General features: G+C 33.1%; 11 protein-coding genes. 10 read left to right on the forward strand and 1 reads right to left on the reverse strand.

Annotation, left to right across the window (positions count from 1 at the left end):
• Positions 1-4: 4 nt before the first annotated feature.
• Positions 5-2,608: a CHAT domain-containing protein gene (locus tag FTRAC_RS18620; protein ID WP_013455839.1), complete on the forward strand. Its 2,604-nt coding sequence runs from the start codon at positions 5-7 to the stop codon at positions 2,606-2,608.
• Entirely contained in the window at positions 2,608-3,321 is a 714-nt protein-coding gene (locus FTRAC_RS18625) for a tRNA1(Val) (adenine(37)-N6)-methyltransferase (protein ID WP_013455840.1), read from the forward strand. The genes FTRAC_RS18620 and FTRAC_RS18625 overlap by 1 nt, the downstream gene beginning before the upstream one ends.
• 175 nt (positions 3,322-3,496) lie before the next feature.
• On the opposite strand, the gene FTRAC_RS18630 is transcribed toward FTRAC_RS18625, so the two are convergent.
• Entirely contained in the window at positions 3,497-4,837 is a 1,341-nt protein-coding gene (locus tag FTRAC_RS18630) for a saccharopine dehydrogenase family protein (protein ID WP_013455841.1), read from the reverse strand.
• A 308-nt stretch (positions 4,838-5,145) separates the two neighbouring features.
• Between FTRAC_RS18630 and FTRAC_RS18635 the strand changes: the two genes are divergently transcribed.
• From FTRAC_RS18635 to FTRAC_RS18670, 8 genes are all read left to right on the forward strand, one after another.
• Positions 5,146-5,976 carry a CheR family methyltransferase gene (locus tag FTRAC_RS18635; protein WP_013455842.1) on the forward strand — a complete coding sequence of 277 codons (831 nt, stop codon included), beginning with the start codon at positions 5,146-5,148 and terminating at the stop codon, positions 5,974-5,976.
• 22 nt (positions 5,977-5,998) lie between these two features.
• Positions 5,999-6,592 (forward strand): chemotaxis protein CheB, encoded by a 594-nt coding sequence (locus FTRAC_RS18640; protein ID WP_013455843.1) that lies wholly within the window; start codon positions 5,999-6,001, stop codon positions 6,590-6,592.
• Positions 6,593-6,897: 305 nt separating this feature from the next.
• The gene (locus tag FTRAC_RS18645) at positions 6,898-7,722 is read left to right on the forward strand and encodes a GAF domain-containing protein (RefSeq protein WP_013455845.1); all 825 of its coding nucleotides are present in this window, start codon (positions 6,898-6,900) and stop codon (positions 7,720-7,722) included.
• A gap of 27 nt (positions 7,723-7,749) precedes the next feature.
• Positions 7,750-11,199, forward strand: a complete 3,450-nt coding sequence (locus FTRAC_RS18650) for a PAS domain S-box protein (RefSeq protein WP_013455846.1) — start codon at positions 7,750-7,752, stop codon at positions 11,197-11,199.
• A 93-nt stretch (positions 11,200-11,292) separates the two neighbouring features.
• Positions 11,293-11,835, forward strand: a complete 543-nt coding sequence (locus tag FTRAC_RS18655; RefSeq protein ID WP_013455847.1) for a SiaB family protein kinase — start codon at positions 11,293-11,295, stop codon at positions 11,833-11,835.
• 48 nt (positions 11,836-11,883) lie between these two features.
• On the forward strand, positions 11,884-12,246 hold the full coding sequence (locus FTRAC_RS18660) for a DUF1987 domain-containing protein (RefSeq protein ID WP_013455848.1): 363 nt from the start codon (positions 11,884-11,886) through the stop codon (positions 12,244-12,246).
• Between the two features lie 86 nt (positions 12,247-12,332).
• The gene (locus FTRAC_RS18665; RefSeq protein ID WP_013455849.1) at positions 12,333-15,419 is read left to right on the forward strand and encodes an ATP-binding cassette domain-containing protein; all 3,087 of its coding nucleotides are present in this window, start codon (positions 12,333-12,335) and stop codon (positions 15,417-15,419) included.
• 133 nt (positions 15,420-15,552) lie between these two features.
• Positions 15,553-16,455 carry a hypothetical protein gene (locus FTRAC_RS18670; protein ID WP_013455850.1) on the forward strand — a complete coding sequence of 301 codons (903 nt, stop codon included), beginning with the start codon at positions 15,553-15,555 and terminating at the stop codon, positions 16,453-16,455.
• The last annotated feature ends 3 nt before the right edge of the window (positions 16,456-16,458 follow it).

Genomic DNA, 16,458 nt, shown 5'->3' on the forward strand with positions numbered 1-16,458 from the left:
TTTTATGAAAATTGAACTACTAGCCAGAATATCTGTGATTTCCTTAATATCAGTTTTATTAGTATTTAACAGTAAAATAAGTGCCCAAGATTTAAGCGATAGCATTTATCATGATGTAGATGAATTAGTTGCTGATTATCCGTCTTTAACCTCAATCAATACCTATCAATTAAAAATTAAGGAAGAATATTCAAACCTAAAAACAGATGAAGAGCGAATGGCTTTGCTCATTATGCATTGTAATTTGGGTTATTATTTAAAAGAATACCAAAAGCATTATGACGCAATTCATCACTACCAAAAAGCATGGAGTCTTTATCATAATTATGATTTAACTAATTATGATATTATCGAATATTGCCTCAAACCACTAGGGAATCTTTTAACCATTACAGGAAACTATGCAGATGCTGAAAATATAATTACTCAGTACATGAGAATTGCTAAATCACAAAAAAATGAGGAAGCGATCACTGCTGGAATAATAAATTTATCGGTTGTTTACCATAATATTGGTAATTATCAGGATGCGCTTCAATTACTGGAAAGTCATCTTGAAAAAGAAACAATTTCGGAAGAGCAAAAAGGATTGATTGAAAATAATATTGCCACGAATTTACTGGCTCTTCAAATGCATGATGAAGTTAAAAAGAGAGTGGAAAACCAAAAGAAAGAATCTGTTCCCAGCCTTAAAACTAAAGCTCAGTTTTTGATTAAAGAGAAAGAATACGATGCCGCAAGTAAAGTTTTAGATGAGGTTGAATCCCTTCTAATTGAAAGCAATAGCCCTCGCCAATTAGCTAAGTTTTATGTAGAGAAAGCTAGTTTTCATTTTTATAGATCAGAAAAAGATAGTGCGCTAGGATTACTTCATAAAGCATTCAATTTATTGCTTCCAGGCATCGAACTTGAAGAAGTTAAGCAGAATAGCTCCCTTCTTTACCCTGAGAACACATTTATTGATATTTTTGATGGACTTGCTCAATATTCTGAGGGATTAAACCGAAAGCTCAGCTATTATGATCTAAGCTTTTATGTATCTGGTTTATTTATAAATAAAATTAATGATTCACAATCTCAATTGATTTATCAAACCTCCAATAGAGATAGGAGTGAGAAATGCCTTCAATTATTATTTAAAGAATTTCAATATTCAAATAATGACTCATTAATTTGGAGGGGCTTGAAATATGCAGAACAAAATAAAGCAAGAGTTCTAAAAGGCTCTTTACATAGAAAGTCATTGATTGAAGAATATCCAAATGATAGCTTACTGCAATTTCAACAGTATCTAATTGAAGAACAGCAATCATTAATAGGCGAATTAGTTCGAAAGCAATTTTCTAATCATCAAGACGAAAAAGAATCAATGATTAGCCAAAAATTTATTGAGATAAATATTAAGATTAGTGAAACGCAAAACCTATTAAATGAAAAGTATCCTCATTCTTCATTAAGAAATAAAATAAAATTTGATTCTCTGCAGAACCAATTACAAACCGATGATGCTCAACTTCTTTACTATTTCTTCGGAGTTGAGGATTTATATTCTTTTAAAATTGATCAATCAAATATTAGTTGGGTCAAAAATAAAGCTAGTGAAGATTTTAAAAATGAATTGGTTCAGTTCATTCAATTGTTTGAATCCCCTTCAATTATAAATAATGATATTCCTCATTTTATAGATCAGTCCTATAAGTATCATCAGTTATTGGGTAAAGACATTATTGAGCAACACAAAAACTTGATAATTATTCCAGACGGCTTGCTTAGTTTCTTGCCATTTGAAGCTTTAATGAAGGAAAAAGTTGAACATCGTAATTTTAATAAAATGCCATTTTGGTTGAAGGATCATACTATTTCATATAATGCGTCACTCGAATTTTACCAACAAAATCAAAAGGAAATCAGCTTAAAAAGTATCTATGGAGCTTTTCCAATTTATAAGAATACTGATAGATACTTAAAGAGTTCTGAAGAGGAAGCAAAAATGATTCGTGATAAATTTAAAGGTGAGATAGATCAAAATGAAAATGCCACAAAAGTTAATTTCTTAGAAAATGCGAATAGATTTGATATCCTACATCTATCAGCCCATGCTTCAGGAGGTAGTTTTTCGCTTCCTGCTTACGTTGAGTTTATAGATGATGTTTTACTATTGCCCGAGCTTAATGCCCAAAAAATTACGGCAAGTTTGGTGGTTTTAAGTGCTTGTGAAACGGGGGTAGGAAAAATAATTAAAGGGGCAACCCCCATGAGTTTAGCAAGAGGTTTTCATTTTGCAGGTGTAAAAAATGTTTTAATGACCCAATGGAAAGTGAATGATTTTGCTACTTTTAATTTGATGAATCATTTTTATGAGGTTTTGCAAAGCAAACAATCTCCTTCAAACGCCATTCAGAAGGCTAAAATCTCTTATTTAGATGACGAATCGATTAATAATTTAGAAAAATCGCCTTATTATTGGGCAGGTTTTACCTATTACGGAAAACCTATAAATGGTGATCAAACAAATACAAATTTCAGGTATTTTTACATCATCTTTTTAATTGCCATCATCTTTCTTCTTGGGCTTTATGCGTTTAGGAGAGTTCAAAAAAAGCAATAATGTCCATATTCCAATTCAAAGAATTCTCTGTTGAGCAGAAAAATAGTCCGGCTAAAATCACTACTGATGCAACGGTTTTTGCGGCTTCTCTTCAAATTTCATCAAATGTAAGAGCAGTTTTGGAAGTGGGTACGGGTACTGGAGTTCTATCTTTAATGTTAGCTCAGCGATTTTCAGATATTAAAATCGATGCTGTAGAAATTAATCCAATTGCCTACGAAGAAGCTCAAAACAATTTCAAAAATTCTAAATGGAATGCTCGACTAAAAGTTGTTTTAGAAGATTTTATTGAGTTTGAAACTGATCATAAATATGATTTAATATTCTCTAATCCTCCCTTTTTCAAAGACAATCTTCAATCTAAAACCAATCATGGTAAAAATACGGCTTACCATACCAACCAACTCTCTTTTGAAGCCTTAGCAAAAGGGATTGATTTGAATTTAGCTGAAAATGGTGAAGCTCACATTATGCTTCCATTTTATGAAATGTCCTTATTTGAAAAGGAGATGAATAAAGTTGGATTTCAATGCAAAAGAATAACTGAATTAAGGCATCAAGCTGGAAGTAAAGTGATCAGACTTTTTACTGTGTATGATAGGAGAGAAGAGGGAGTGAATATAGAAAAAGAAGTAATAATAGTGAGGGATGAAAACAATGATTTTCACTACTCATATATTAATTCGATGAAAGATTTTTTGACAATATTCTAATTTTTCATCTATATAATTTAATGATAAAACCTGTCAGGTTTTCTTAAATTATCATTTTTAGTTTCCGGTCGGTGTGTCACCGACCGGGGTAGAATCCATGGTTGGTGGCACACCAACCATTTAACCTTCAATTGAAAACCTGACAGGTCTAATTAACTAGAAATAAAGAAGTACCCTAATCCTTTAATTCTCTTTCAGTTTCATTAAAGCTTACGCCCATTCCCTGCAATTCTTCTAAAATTGGAGCATAAATTTCTTCTTTAATCGGTACTTGAACACCTCTTAAATTTATTTTTCCATTTAGAATGTTTTTAATGGCAATACCTAATGGCCAGCCTACTGTTTTTGACATGGCGGTTTCTTTTTGGTCATCGCCTATAGAAACAATAGATGAATCCAATTGATATTTTTTGCCTTCCAATTCATATTCAAATTGGTGTTGCATCACAATCATATCCTTATCATCAGGATCCAAACTCATTTTTTCTTCCATTATGGCTTGCATAACTTGAGCAGGGCTTCCTTCTGAAATGGGTACTTTTTTATCTTCAAAAATACCCATCCACTCCAATCTTTTGAAAACGTCAGAATCTTTTTTGATATTAAGGCTTTCGCATAACTTATCTTCTACAGAAGTTGATTTGTCATATTTTAAAAAGGCATTAATAAAGTCCCTTTTCGACATTTCTTCCAAACCTTCCATTTGGTACGTGTCATCCGTAACGCCTAATTGGACAAAAACATCCCAAGCATCGCAAAATCCAGCTTTTCTGAAAGTTCCCCTTATCAAAGTAGGGATGTCCTCTATTCCATAAACTTTTCTATATGCCAAAGAATCTCTGTTGGGATAGCCTTCAAAATCACCTAAGCTTGCAACTTCAATATTTTCATATCTGCTGAATAATTTGTGATAAGGAATGTATTTGTATCTGCCATTTCTTATGAATCGTGCAGTTCCTTGCCCTGCTAAAACTACATTTCTCGGATTCCATGTAAATTTATAATGCCAAGGGTTATTGTCACTTTCAGGAGAAACCAAACCGCCAGTATAAGATTTGAAGGAAGTCAACTTCCCACCTTTTTTTCTGATATTGTTCATGGCTTCCATGGCCGTCATATGGTCGATTCCAGGATCAAGTCCACATTCCATCAAGATTAGCGTGTTTTTGCTTTTGGCAATGTCGGATAGGTCATTGACTTCCGGGCTGTTGTAAGAAGCCGTAACCATATGTTTACCTAAATCAACGCAAGCGGTGGCCACTTTAGGATGAAAGCGGGCTGGCAACATGGAAATCACTAAATCTGCCTTGGCAATTTCATCTTTAGTTTGGATTTCATTTAAAATATCAAATTGAATAAATGATGTGTTTGGATGTCCGCCTGCTTTTTCTTCAGCAAGTTTTATATCAAAATCACCGATTTTGATATGCCATTCTTCTCTTTCGGCATTCCTTTTAAGGTAATTAATTAATGAGGTTGCAGATCGGCCTGCTCCCAATAATAAAATGTTTTGCATAGTTTTCTTTTCGTTTCCAGTGGGGCAAAGTTATTAATATGAAATGCAGAAAAAACTGAGAAGCAAAAAAATTAGTCGAAAAATGTAATTTAAGTAACATTTTGTAAGAACAGCTCTTTATTATTGCAGATATAATTTATTAATCTTAATATTAAATGACATTTTAATTTTTTAAGATTCTTTAGTATAAAGCAGTTTGAGGTTTTTAGAAATATTAATATAAAACATACATATAGAATGTTTTTCCAGTTGATTTTTATTAATTGTGAGAAGAAATTGTTTTTTAGTAGAACAGATGCATAATCCACATGAATAGACAGGATATAGAAATATCGGATTTGAGGCGCATTACTGAATTGGTAAAGGAGCAGTACAGGTATGATTTTACCAATTATGCAATGTCCTCTTTTCGTAGAAGGATACTTCGAATAATGGAGCTCTATAAATTCGGGTCTGCTGATCTATTGATCAAAAGGTTGAAAGATGATAAATCTTTTTTTGATGAATTTATAGCTGAAATTACTGTGAATGTTACAGAAATGTTCCGTGACCCTCCCTTCTGGCGAGAATTAAGGGATAATGTAATTCCTAATATCTTATTAAACCATAACACCATTAGTATTTGGCATGCTGGCTGCTCCTCCGGTGAAGAAGTATTTTCTATGGCTATATTACTTAAGGAAATGGGTATTTTGGATAAAGCCAAAATAATTGCAACTGATATAGATAAAGTCATTCTTGAGAAAGCTAAAAAAGGACACTACTCCATGAAAAACATGGAGTTGAATGAAAAGAACTATATCCGTTTCGAAGGTAAAAATAATTTCAAAGACTACTTTAAAGAAGAAAACGGAAAAGCCGTTATGGAGAAATCTTTAATACAAAATGTCTCTTTTAGAGAACACGATCTTGTGCAAGGTGTGGTCTTTAATAAATTTGATTTAATCCTGTGTAGAAATGTGATGATTTACTTTAATCAAAACCTGCAAAATGAAGTCTTAAAGAAGCATCACGAAAGTTTATTCAAATATGGTTATCTGGTTATAGGCTCCAAAGAATCTTTAATTTGGTGTGAAATTGCCAATAAATTCATAGTAGTAAATAACGAAGAGAAAATTTATAAGAAAATTAAAGACTGAGGTCTGTACAAAATAGTACTCAATGGCTCGATTTAATCTTGATAATAAATATAAAGCGATAGTAATCGGAGGATCTGCAGGTAGTTTTCAGGGTATAACCCAAATTCTTTCTTCTATTCCTGCTGATTTCAGCTTGCCTATTATCCTATGTTTACATAGATTAAAGCACGTGCGCAATGGTTTTGTGGAAGCATTGTCTATAAAAAGCATTAAGCCCGTAGTGGAGCCTTATGATAAGGAAAATATTAAAAGAGGGAAGGTTTATTTAGCCCCAGCAAACTATCATCTTTCCATTGAGCTAGGTAATTCAATTGCTTTGTCTACAGAAGAGATGTTCAATAATTCCAGGCCTTCTATCGATATCACTTTAGAAACTGCGGCCTATAATTACAGAGATAAATTGATTGGTATTTTATTGTCCGGAGCAAACAAAGATGGAGCCTTGGGGATGAAGAGAATTAAAGATAGAAAAGGGCTTACTATCATCCAAGATCCAGAAGAATGCATGATAGATACCATGCCAACTGCGGCAAAAAATATAACCGAAATTGATTACACTTTAAAAGTTCAAGAGATTATCCAATTCTTAAAGGAATTGGATAAATTGTATAAATGATTTTTAATTTTTTGCCTAAAAAGCGATACAATTATATATATTTGATGATGTTTGCAATTGGCAAGCATATTATTTTTTGGGATTTGGTTGACTTTAAATCAGAAGATAAAATGTGATTTTATTATATTCTAAGTGAAGACTGGGAGTATTTCAAACAGTTGTTTTTTATATAATAATTTTTTTAACATTTTTCTCCTTTATAATTATTCATTTTAAAAATGAAATTGAATTTTAGACATCACAAGAATTTAAGTCCTCATAGTTAAGGGGCAAGTTGTGGCGATTATAAAATTGTACTATTACACATGAAAGCACTATATAAAAATTTAGCACTTATCACCTCTTTGCTGTATACCTTAAGCATCATAGGGTTAGCTTATTACCTCTTCATTTTTCCGGAACGAATTGCTAATCAAACACATCTGATAAGTTTGATGGAAGTGCCTGAATTAAAGCCCGTATTGGACGAATTGTATATTTTTAGTGGCATTTCTATTCTGTTAGGCTTTATATCAATCTTGTTGCATCTCTTTAATAGGAATAATGATGACGAGAGCAATGTGGTGTATATAGAAAAATTTAAAGAAAAGAAGGATTCAAAAGATCATGCTGGAGAAGATGCTAGTGATAGTGATGTGGATGAGGAATTGAAAGAAATAAATGGTAAGATTAAAAAAGAACCTGACAATAAATTAAAAGCAGAGAAATTACTATCCTATTTGGCAGAACAATTAGAAGCAAGCCAAGGTGCAATTTATATAACAGAGAAAAAGGATAATAAAAATATTATCTCGCTTTTTGCAGCTTATGCATTTGTATTACCAGAAAGCCAAACAGTTTCTTATGAATTTGGTGAAGGATTAGCAGGTCAGGTTGCAAAAGAGCAGAAAATGATCAATATTTCAGATATACCTGAAGGATATATTAAGATATTGTCAGGCTTAGGTGAATCAAATCCTGCGCATTTAATTTTATGTCCTATCATGAAAGATAAAAAGTTGATAGGAGTGGCAGAAATTGCTTCATTCAAAGCATTTAATAAATCTCATGAACTCTTGGTTGAGAAGTCATTGGCACTACTTGCGAATGATCTGGACAAAGGACAGCAGAAAGAGAAAAAAGAAAAATAATTCATTTTTAGTATCAAAGAATTCAATATGTTTAAAAACATAAAAATCGGGACTAAAATTACAGCGATACTATTATTTGTAGTGTTGGTAAGCGTTGTAACTGTAAGTTTTATTACCTACAATATGAACCAAGATTCAATTGAAAAGTTGAATTTTGATAAGTTGATGTCTGAAACAACTCAAAAAGCAGATAAGATAGATCAACTATTTACGGGGATTAAGAATAATGCCAATCATATATCTGGTTTGTTATCTATTCAATCAGGTATGCGGAAGTATCAGGAGGAAGATACTACCTTAAATATGGATAGTTTGAGAACGGCTGTCTTATATGAGATAGAATCTGATTTAAGATCTTTTGTTGAAAATTACTCAATTCATGCTGTTTTATTAACAGACTTAAATGGAGAGGTGATATTTAATTCTAATAATTCAATTGCCTCCTTGTCCAAGGGTGAAAATCTCAAGAATCTGGATGAGAATTTTTATGATGTGGCCATGACTTCTGGGACTTTTAGCCAACCAAATCAATTTGGTGATGATGAACTGGTTTTATATGGAATGCCTCTAATCGATGATTATAACAGCCCCGCTGGCTTATTGGTATTGGTGAAAACTATGGAGCCGATCTATGAAATCGTAAAATCCAATCCAACTGGATTTAAATCATTTGAAAGCATTTTAACAGTGCAACAAGATAATCAAGCAATATTTCTTTCACCATTAAAGCAAGTTGCAGATAGCTTAGAGCCTTCTGCAGTTACCATTAAAGAAAGAAATTCTATTGCGGTTCAAAAAGCAGCTCAGGGTGAGCACGGATATGCTAAAGATGTTAATTATAATGGCAAGGCAGTATTATCTTCCTGGACTAACATTCCATCAGTGGAGTGGGGTATTGCCTCAAATGTTAATGAAAGTGAAGTTCAAGAACAATTGAATGGTTTAGTTACTAAATTTATTTATACTGGATTAATTATTTTATTTCTTTCCCTAATTATATCCATTATTTTCTCCAGAGTTTTATTGAATCCGATTCTGTCATTGAAAGAAACGCTGAAATTACTAGGGAAAGGAATTTTGCCGAATAATGTACCCAAGAAATCTGATGATGAAATTGGTGAAATGGCGTTGATTTTGGAAGGCTACGTTTCATCATTAAAGAATACAGCCAATTTTGCAAAACAAATTGGAGAAGGTGATTTTAAGGCAGATTTTAAACCTATTTCAGAAGAAGATACATTAGGAAACTCATTGATTAATATGAGAAATTCTATTCAGGAAGCTGAAAAGAGGGATAAAGAACGAAACTGGATTGTTACCGGGGTTGCTGAAATAGGAGAGATTCTTCGTAGCAATGATAGCTTGGAGCAACTTGGGGATGAGATATTAAAATATGTAACCGAAAAAATTGATGCCATTCAAGGTGCTTTTTACGTTTTAAATGATGATGACTCGGACAATTATTTCTTAGAAATGAAATCGAGTTATGCTTACAATAAAAAGAAGTATTTAAAAGCTCAATTTAAATTTGCTGAAGGTCTAGTAGGGCAATCGGCCATTGAACAAGATACTTTATTAAGAACTGAAATACCGCATGATTATGTAAGTGTCACATCAGGACTTTTGGGTGATCAAAGACCAAGTTGTATCTTAATTGTTCCTTTGATTACAGATGAGAAAGTTTTCGGTGTTTTAGAATTTGCAGGTTTCCAAAAATTTGATTCTAGTCAAATCAAGTTTGTTGAAGAAATCAGCTTGATTATTGCTAGAACTGTTTTCAACATCAAGGTTAATGAGAGAACCCGTAAATTATTAGCGGAGTCACAAACCATGAGTCAGGAGCTTCAGGAGCAGCAGGAAGTATTGAGACAGAATGCAGAAGAAATGGAAGCCACTCAAGAAGAATTGAAGCGAACTAACCAGCGCCTAGAAGATCAAATTGAGGAAGTGAATCGTACGCAGAAACGTATGCAGTTATTACTTGAAAATGCTTCCGAGGTGATCACTATTTATGAAAAGGATGGTATTGTTCGCTATATCTCACCATCAGTAGAGAAGATTTTAGGTTACAGACAAGAAGATATAATAGATACCACAGAGCTGGATAAAGTACACCCTGATTCTAGAGATGAAGTACATAAGCAATTCTTGTATCTAGTAGATCACCCAGAGGAATCTATTACCATGCAACATCAATATTTAAATAGTGATGACGAATATGTATGGGTAGAAGTGACTGGTACTAATCAACTAGAAGATCCAGCAATTCAGGGGATTATATTTAACACAAGAGATATAACGGAAAGAAGACGTGCGGAACAAGAAGAACGCATGCGAAGTAAGATGCAAGCCTTATCTGAAAACTCTATTGATTTGATTACTCGAATTGATAATGAAGGTAAGTTCTTCTATGTGAACCCAATGATTGAGCGATATACAGGTAAACGTCCAGATCAGGTGATTCAAAAAGGATTACATGAAGCCGATATAGAACCTAAAATAGTGGAAGCATGGGCACAGTTATTGGAGAAAGTTAGAGAGCAGAACGAGAAAGTTACCGAAGAAGTGGATTTCCCTTCTGAAATGGGAGACAGGGTAATGCAGGTGAATGCTATTCCTGAATACGATGAAGAGAAGGTTTTGGAATCTATACTGGTTGTTTCTCATGACATTACTGATAGAAAATTAATTGAATTAGAGATTGCCAGTAAGAATAAGAAAATTACTGAATCAATTAATTATGCTAAGCGTATTCAAGGAGCTATCCTTCCTAATAACCAGGTTATTAGGCAAAAATTACCTCAGTCATTTATTCTTTACAAGGCTAAAGATGTGGTTAGTGGTGATTTCCCTTGGTATATTGAAGTAGATGATGTTATTTACATTGCAGCAGTGGATTGTACTGGACATGGCGTTCCAGGAGCTTTGATTTCATTAATAGGATATTTCCTATTGAACGACATAGTTAGATCTCAAAAAATTAGTGATCCGGGTGTAATATTAGATAAATTGGATGCTGGTGTAACTTCGACCTTACGTCAAGATCGGGATGATTCAACTACCAAAGACGGAATGGATATAGCATTCTGTAAAATTGATAAGAAGAAAAATCAAATTGAATACTCAGGAGCTCATCGACCTTTATACTATTTACATGCAAATGGTGAGTTAGATGAAATAAAAGGTAATAAATTCCCAATTGGAGGAGGTATTTATAGAAACCAAACTAATTTTGACAACCATAAGATCAAGTATAAATCAGGTGATGCAGTGTTTTTCTGTTCAGATGGTTATCCTGATCAATTTGGTGGGCCACAAAACAGAAAATTTGGTCCAAAGCGTTTGAGACAGACAATAGTCGATAATCATAGCAAATCCATGGACGAAATGCATATTATATTTGATGAAGCATGGGAAAACTGGAAGGCAGACTATAAGCAAACAGACGATGTTCTGTTAATAGGTATTAGATTTTAACTGGGAAAAGTTTAATTATAAATAAAATTATTTAATTTAAGGCTTGAAATGAATTGGGCTATATTTGAAACGGCTTATTAACCTAATAACAACATGAAGTATATATATGACCTACATAAAACCATGCTGTCCAGAAACCTTATTTTGGTTTATGAAGGGGAATTTACCCAAGAAATAACCAAATCGGTATTGGCAATGGCAGAACGAAACATGGATTCTATGGGTGAGGAGTCTAGCATCAAGAGGAAAGTTTTCAACGTGATGGTAGAATGCTTACAAAACATTGTGAAACATTCCGATGATTTCAATCCTTTATCTGCTAAGCGAAATGCCGCTATTTTCATAATAGGTAAGGAGGATGATCGCTATGTTGTAACCAGTGGTAACCCCGTTGATACGGAAGCTGCAGATGCTTTGAAAAAGAGAATAGATGAGATTAATGAACTTGATAAGGATGGCCTGAAAGCCATGTATAAAGATATCATTAAATCGAATAGTCTTTCTAATAAAGGAGGGGCCGGATTAGGTTTTGTAGATATGGCTCGAAAATCTGGGCAGAAGCTGGAATACGATTTTGAAGATATGGGAGAAGGATTTAAATTTTTCTCTCTTACAACAACTATATTAAGATTCTAAGAGAATTAGTATAATTAATAATTACAACTTTAAATTTTAAACTATAATATGGAAATCATTAACCTAGAAGGCACAGAAGATACCCCGAAAATATTATTGGATAAAGGGAACGGGATTTTTGAAATCTCAGGAAGATCTTTGCCGGAAGATTCCGCAGAATTTTATCAACCAATATTAGATTGGATTACTGCCTATGGTGAGGATCCGAATCCTGAAACATTGTTTACTTTCAAATTGGAATATTTCAATACAGCATCTTCTAAATTAATTTTAGATGTATTGTCTGCATTAGAGGATATCGATGGAGTAGCTATTGATTGGTATTTTCATGAGGATGATGAAGATATGGAAGAAGCTGGCGAGGAATTTTCTGAACTAGTAGAAATCCCATTTGAATTTAAAACCTATTGATTAATTCAATAAGTGTTAGATTTTTTTAGGCCATGATGCTATGGCCTTTTTGTTTTTTCTTAAATTCGCTATAACCGTCTTTTTATATGAGTGAAGAGATACTCAAAGCCTTAACTCAATTATTTGGAATTATTACCAAGCAGGATGGGGGAGCCACTGAAAAGGAAAGGAATTTCGTTATTGGGTTCTTCCAACAGGAGCTGGATCAAGACTCTATAAAAGAGTATTTGGAGCTTTATGATAAATTAGTAGGCTGGGGAGAAGAACCAGCTGAGGAAGAAGATGGTAAAGCAAAAAAGAAAAAACTAACTTCAGTAAGAGATTCTGTAAGGACTCTTGCCATCTGTAAAAAGATTAATAAAACCCTTACCCAAAAGCAAAAAGTGGTTGTTTTAATCAAGCTTTTGGAAATGGTTTCCGCAGATAAAAACTTCACTCCGCAAAGGATGGAAATCATTGATACGGTTTCCAACGTCTTCAACATTGTAAAGGATGAATTTAAGCTTATTGAAAGCTTTGTTATTAAGAGAGAATCAGATGACTTAGAGCAATTTGAGGATATACTTTCTGTTAATAATGATACTCCCGCTGAAGACAGCCTTCATGTTCATGCTGATATAGATGGGGAAATACTTTTCCTCAATGTTCGAAGTGTGGATATGTATTTTGTTAAATATACTGGTACAGAAGAAATAAACCTAAATGGGTTTATTATGAAAACGGATAGTGTTTATTTGTTTTCTCATGGTAGTACTATTAAAACTCCAAAAGGTGCAGCCTTATATTATTCTGAATTAATAAGAAAATTTCTTTCTGATGGTGAACAGGTAAATCTTTCCTTTAATGCAGAGGATATTGTTTTGCAATTCCCGAATGGTGAATTAGGTTTAAGAAATGTAAACGTTTTTGAAGGTCCTGGAGAGTTAGTAGGTATAATGGGGGCTTCTGGTGCTGGTAAAACCACTTTGCTAAATGTTTTGGCAGGTATACAAGCTCCAACTGAAGGGCATATTAAAATTAATGGCCTTGATTTAAATGAAGATAATGAGGAGTTGCAAGGTATCATTGGGTATGTTTCTCAAGATGACCTCCTAATCGAAGAGCTCACGGTTTATCAAAACCTATATTATAACGCAAAATTATGTTTTGCGAAAATGTCCGAGGAGGAAATCCATAAAAGAGTGATGGATACTCTGGAAAACCTTGGTTTGGAGGCTAGAAAGGATTTAAGAGTAGGAGGTGTTTTAGATAAAACAATTTCAGGTGGACAAAGAAAGCGTTTGAACATTGCACTGGAATTAATCCGTGAACCAGCTGTAATGTTTGTGGATGAGCCTACTTCTGGATTGTCATCACGAGATTCCGAAAATGTAATAGATTTATTAAAAGAATTAACCTTAAAAGGAAAGTTAATATTTGTAGTAATCCATCAACCATCATCAGATATCTATAAAATGTTTGATAAGATGATTATTATGGATACTGGTGGATATCAGATATTTTATGGTCATCCTGTTGAGGCAGTAACTTATTTTAAGAAAACCACCAATCAGGTGGATGCTGACAGAGGAGTTTGTCCGACTTGTGGTAATGTAAACCCCGAGCAAATATTTAATATAGTTGAAGCTAAGGTAGTTGATGAATACGGTCAGTTAACAAACAAAAGAAAAATAAATCCAAGTCAATGGAGAGATTTCTATCTTGAAAACTTTGATCATAAAAGAGTCAAAGATGAGAATGAAGCACCGCCATCTACATTATCTATTCCTAATAAATTAAAACAAACTGTCATTTTTACTATTAGAGATACACTCTCTAAATTAAGTAATAAGCAGTATTTACTCATTAATTTATTAGAGGCTCCGTTCTTAGCTTTATTATTGGCGTTTATCATTAAGTATAGAAGCGCTCCATCTGGAGAGGATTACTTATTTAGGTTTAATGATAACCTTCCAGCTTTCTTATTAATGAGCATTATTGTAGCCCTATTTATGGGGCTTACTGTCAGTGCGGAAGAAATTATTAGAGATAGAAAAATTCTAAAGAGGGAGTCCTTTCTAAATCTAAGTTGGAATAGTTATTTACTGTCTAAAATCACAATTTTATTCACTTTATCAGCAATTCAAACATTCACTTATGTGGTAATAGGAGTCTTGGTATTGGAGATTCGCGATGCCACTTTTAGTATGTGGGCTATTTTATTTACCACCTCCTGTTTTGCTAATGTTTTGGGGCTGAATGTGAGTTCAGCGTTTAAATCAGCTGTAACAGTTTATATTCTAATACCATTATTGCTTATTCCTCAAATGATTTTAAGTGGTTTGTTATTTAGCTTTGATAAGTTAAATGATTTTATTAGTACTAAAGGTAAAGTCCCTGTAGTAGCCGATTTAATGACCTCAAGATGGGCATATGAGGCGCTGGCAGTAGATATGTTTAAGAATAATGGTTATCAGGAATATTTCTATGAAATAGAGTCAGATGAAAAAACAGCTGATTTTAAATCATCCTTTCTGACCAAGAAAATCAGGGAAAAACTAAGGGTGATTGAGAATAATATGGATTCCGAAAAACCAGAAGATCAGGAAGAGGTAAATTATGCCCTTACTGTTATTTACAATGCATTAGAAAAGGAACCGTTTAAAGGGAATTTGAAAGATGAGGATTTAGATAAATTATTAGCTTCTGAAGCTATAAGTCCAGATAAAATTAAGAAAATATCAACTTATGTTGATCAGCTTCGAGATCATTATATAACTGAATTTAATTTGGCTGTAAAAAAGAAGGAAACATTGCAGTTTCATCTGGAAAATGATTCTTCCTATGAATTTAACTTGAACGAAGCCAAAGATTTATATTATAATGAAAGTTTGGCGGATTTGGTCAGGAATTTAACAGTTGAAGATCGCGTTATAGAGTTTAAAGGACAGCTTATTCAGCAAATAGATCCAGTATTTAACAAACCGGCAAAGCCTGACAATCCATTAAATTACCGTACGCATTTCTTTGCTCCAGAAAAGTATTTTGCCGGAGCCTATATAGATACATTTTATTTTAATATACTTGTGATATGGTTTATGTCACTATTACTTTATGTGATGTTGTATTTCGAGTTTTTTGGCAAAGTATTAAGATTCTTCGGCAATATTAAATTGAAGAAAAGTGAATCTTAGTTTTAATTTATATTAATTCTTAGATTGGGATAAACTAATTTAACGGGATTGAATTAATTTTTATGGATTTTAAAATCGATAATTTGTATTAACTACTGGAATTTCTATTTTTGTTATGATAAAAAATATTTTTATGAAAAACATATTTCTGGGACTGGTTGTGATTGTAACCATTTCGGCCTGCGACTCGAAGAAAAAACCTTCTGCGGATGAGATATCCGGTGTTTTGGATTCTGTTAAGATCGAGGAGCCCTCTATTTCTGAGGATGTGATTTCTGATATTATTCAGCAGATTCCTTCTCCTTTGGAAATATCTACATTATTGAAAGAGTCAGATACAAAATATGACAAATCTTATCTAAATGATCCTGAAAAGATTTCTGACTATAACAGTAATTATAAGAAGGCTTTAGCATTAGGTGTTTATGGAACTGATTTAGGCTACACTAATATTTACGAGCAAAATCAGGATGCTCTTTTTTACCTGAATTCAATTAAATCCTTAGCAGACGATTTAAGTATAGGTCAGTTTTTTGATATCGGTACTATCAAAAGATTAGCTACAAATAGTAAAAACTTAGATTCTCTATTGTTGATTACTACTAAAAACTTCAACAACATAAATAATTATCTTCAAGAACAGAAAAGGTCTAACCTAAGCATTTTACTTTTATCAGGCGGCTGGCTTGAGGCGCTTTACATTGTTTCAAGAGTTTCAGAGAAGAATCCTGATAATGAGCAATTAAAAGAAACAATTGCCGAACAAAAGATCATAATGGATAATGTTGTTTTGTTGATGTCATTCTATGTTGAAAGTGATCCGAATATCAAGCAATTGTCTGGTAAATTTGCAAAGCTTCAAGAAGAATTTAATAAGATAGAAATTAAGACTGTTTATCGTGAACCTACCTATGAAGTTGTAGATGGCATGCTTGTTGTTAAGGATAATAGTACAAGTGAAATCATCATGAATGATGAGAACATAGAATCGATAAGAAATCAGGTTTACGCAATTAGAGAGAACATTATTAACTAAGAA

Source organism: Marivirga tractuosa DSM 4126, assembly GCF_000183425.1.
In the GTDB taxonomy this organism is placed as follows: Bacteria; Bacteroidota; Bacteroidia; order Cytophagales; family Cyclobacteriaceae; genus Marivirga; species Marivirga tractuosa.

Excerpts from the sequence above, each read along its gene's own strand:
- FTRAC_RS18620 (WP_013455839.1), top strand. The coding sequence starts at position 5 with ATGAAAATTGAACTACTAGCCAGAATATCTGTGATTTCCTTAATATCA.
- FTRAC_RS18625 (WP_013455840.1), top strand. The coding sequence starts at position 2,608 with ATGTCCATATTCCAATTCAAAGAATTCTCTGTTGAGCAGAAAAATAGT.
- FTRAC_RS18630 (WP_013455841.1), bottom strand. The coding sequence starts at position 4,837 with ATGCAAAACATTTTATTATTGGGAGCAGGCCGATCTGCAACCTCATTA.
- FTRAC_RS18635 (WP_013455842.1), top strand. The coding sequence starts at position 5,146 with ATGAATAGACAGGATATAGAAATATCGGATTTGAGGCGCATTACTGAA.
- FTRAC_RS18640 (WP_013455843.1), top strand. The coding sequence starts at position 5,999 with ATGGCTCGATTTAATCTTGATAATAAATATAAAGCGATAGTAATCGGA.
- FTRAC_RS18645 (WP_013455845.1), top strand. The coding sequence starts at position 6,898 with ATGAAAGCACTATATAAAAATTTAGCACTTATCACCTCTTTGCTGTAT.
- FTRAC_RS18650 (WP_013455846.1), top strand. The coding sequence starts at position 7,750 with ATGTTTAAAAACATAAAAATCGGGACTAAAATTACAGCGATACTATTA.
- FTRAC_RS18655 (WP_013455847.1), top strand. The coding sequence starts at position 11,293 with ATGAAGTATATATATGACCTACATAAAACCATGCTGTCCAGAAACCTT.
- FTRAC_RS18660 (WP_013455848.1), top strand. The coding sequence starts at position 11,884 with ATGGAAATCATTAACCTAGAAGGCACAGAAGATACCCCGAAAATATTA.
- FTRAC_RS18665 (WP_013455849.1), top strand. The coding sequence starts at position 12,333 with ATGAGTGAAGAGATACTCAAAGCCTTAACTCAATTATTTGGAATTATT.
- FTRAC_RS18670 (WP_013455850.1), top strand. The coding sequence starts at position 15,553 with ATGAAAAACATATTTCTGGGACTGGTTGTGATTGTAACCATTTCGGCC.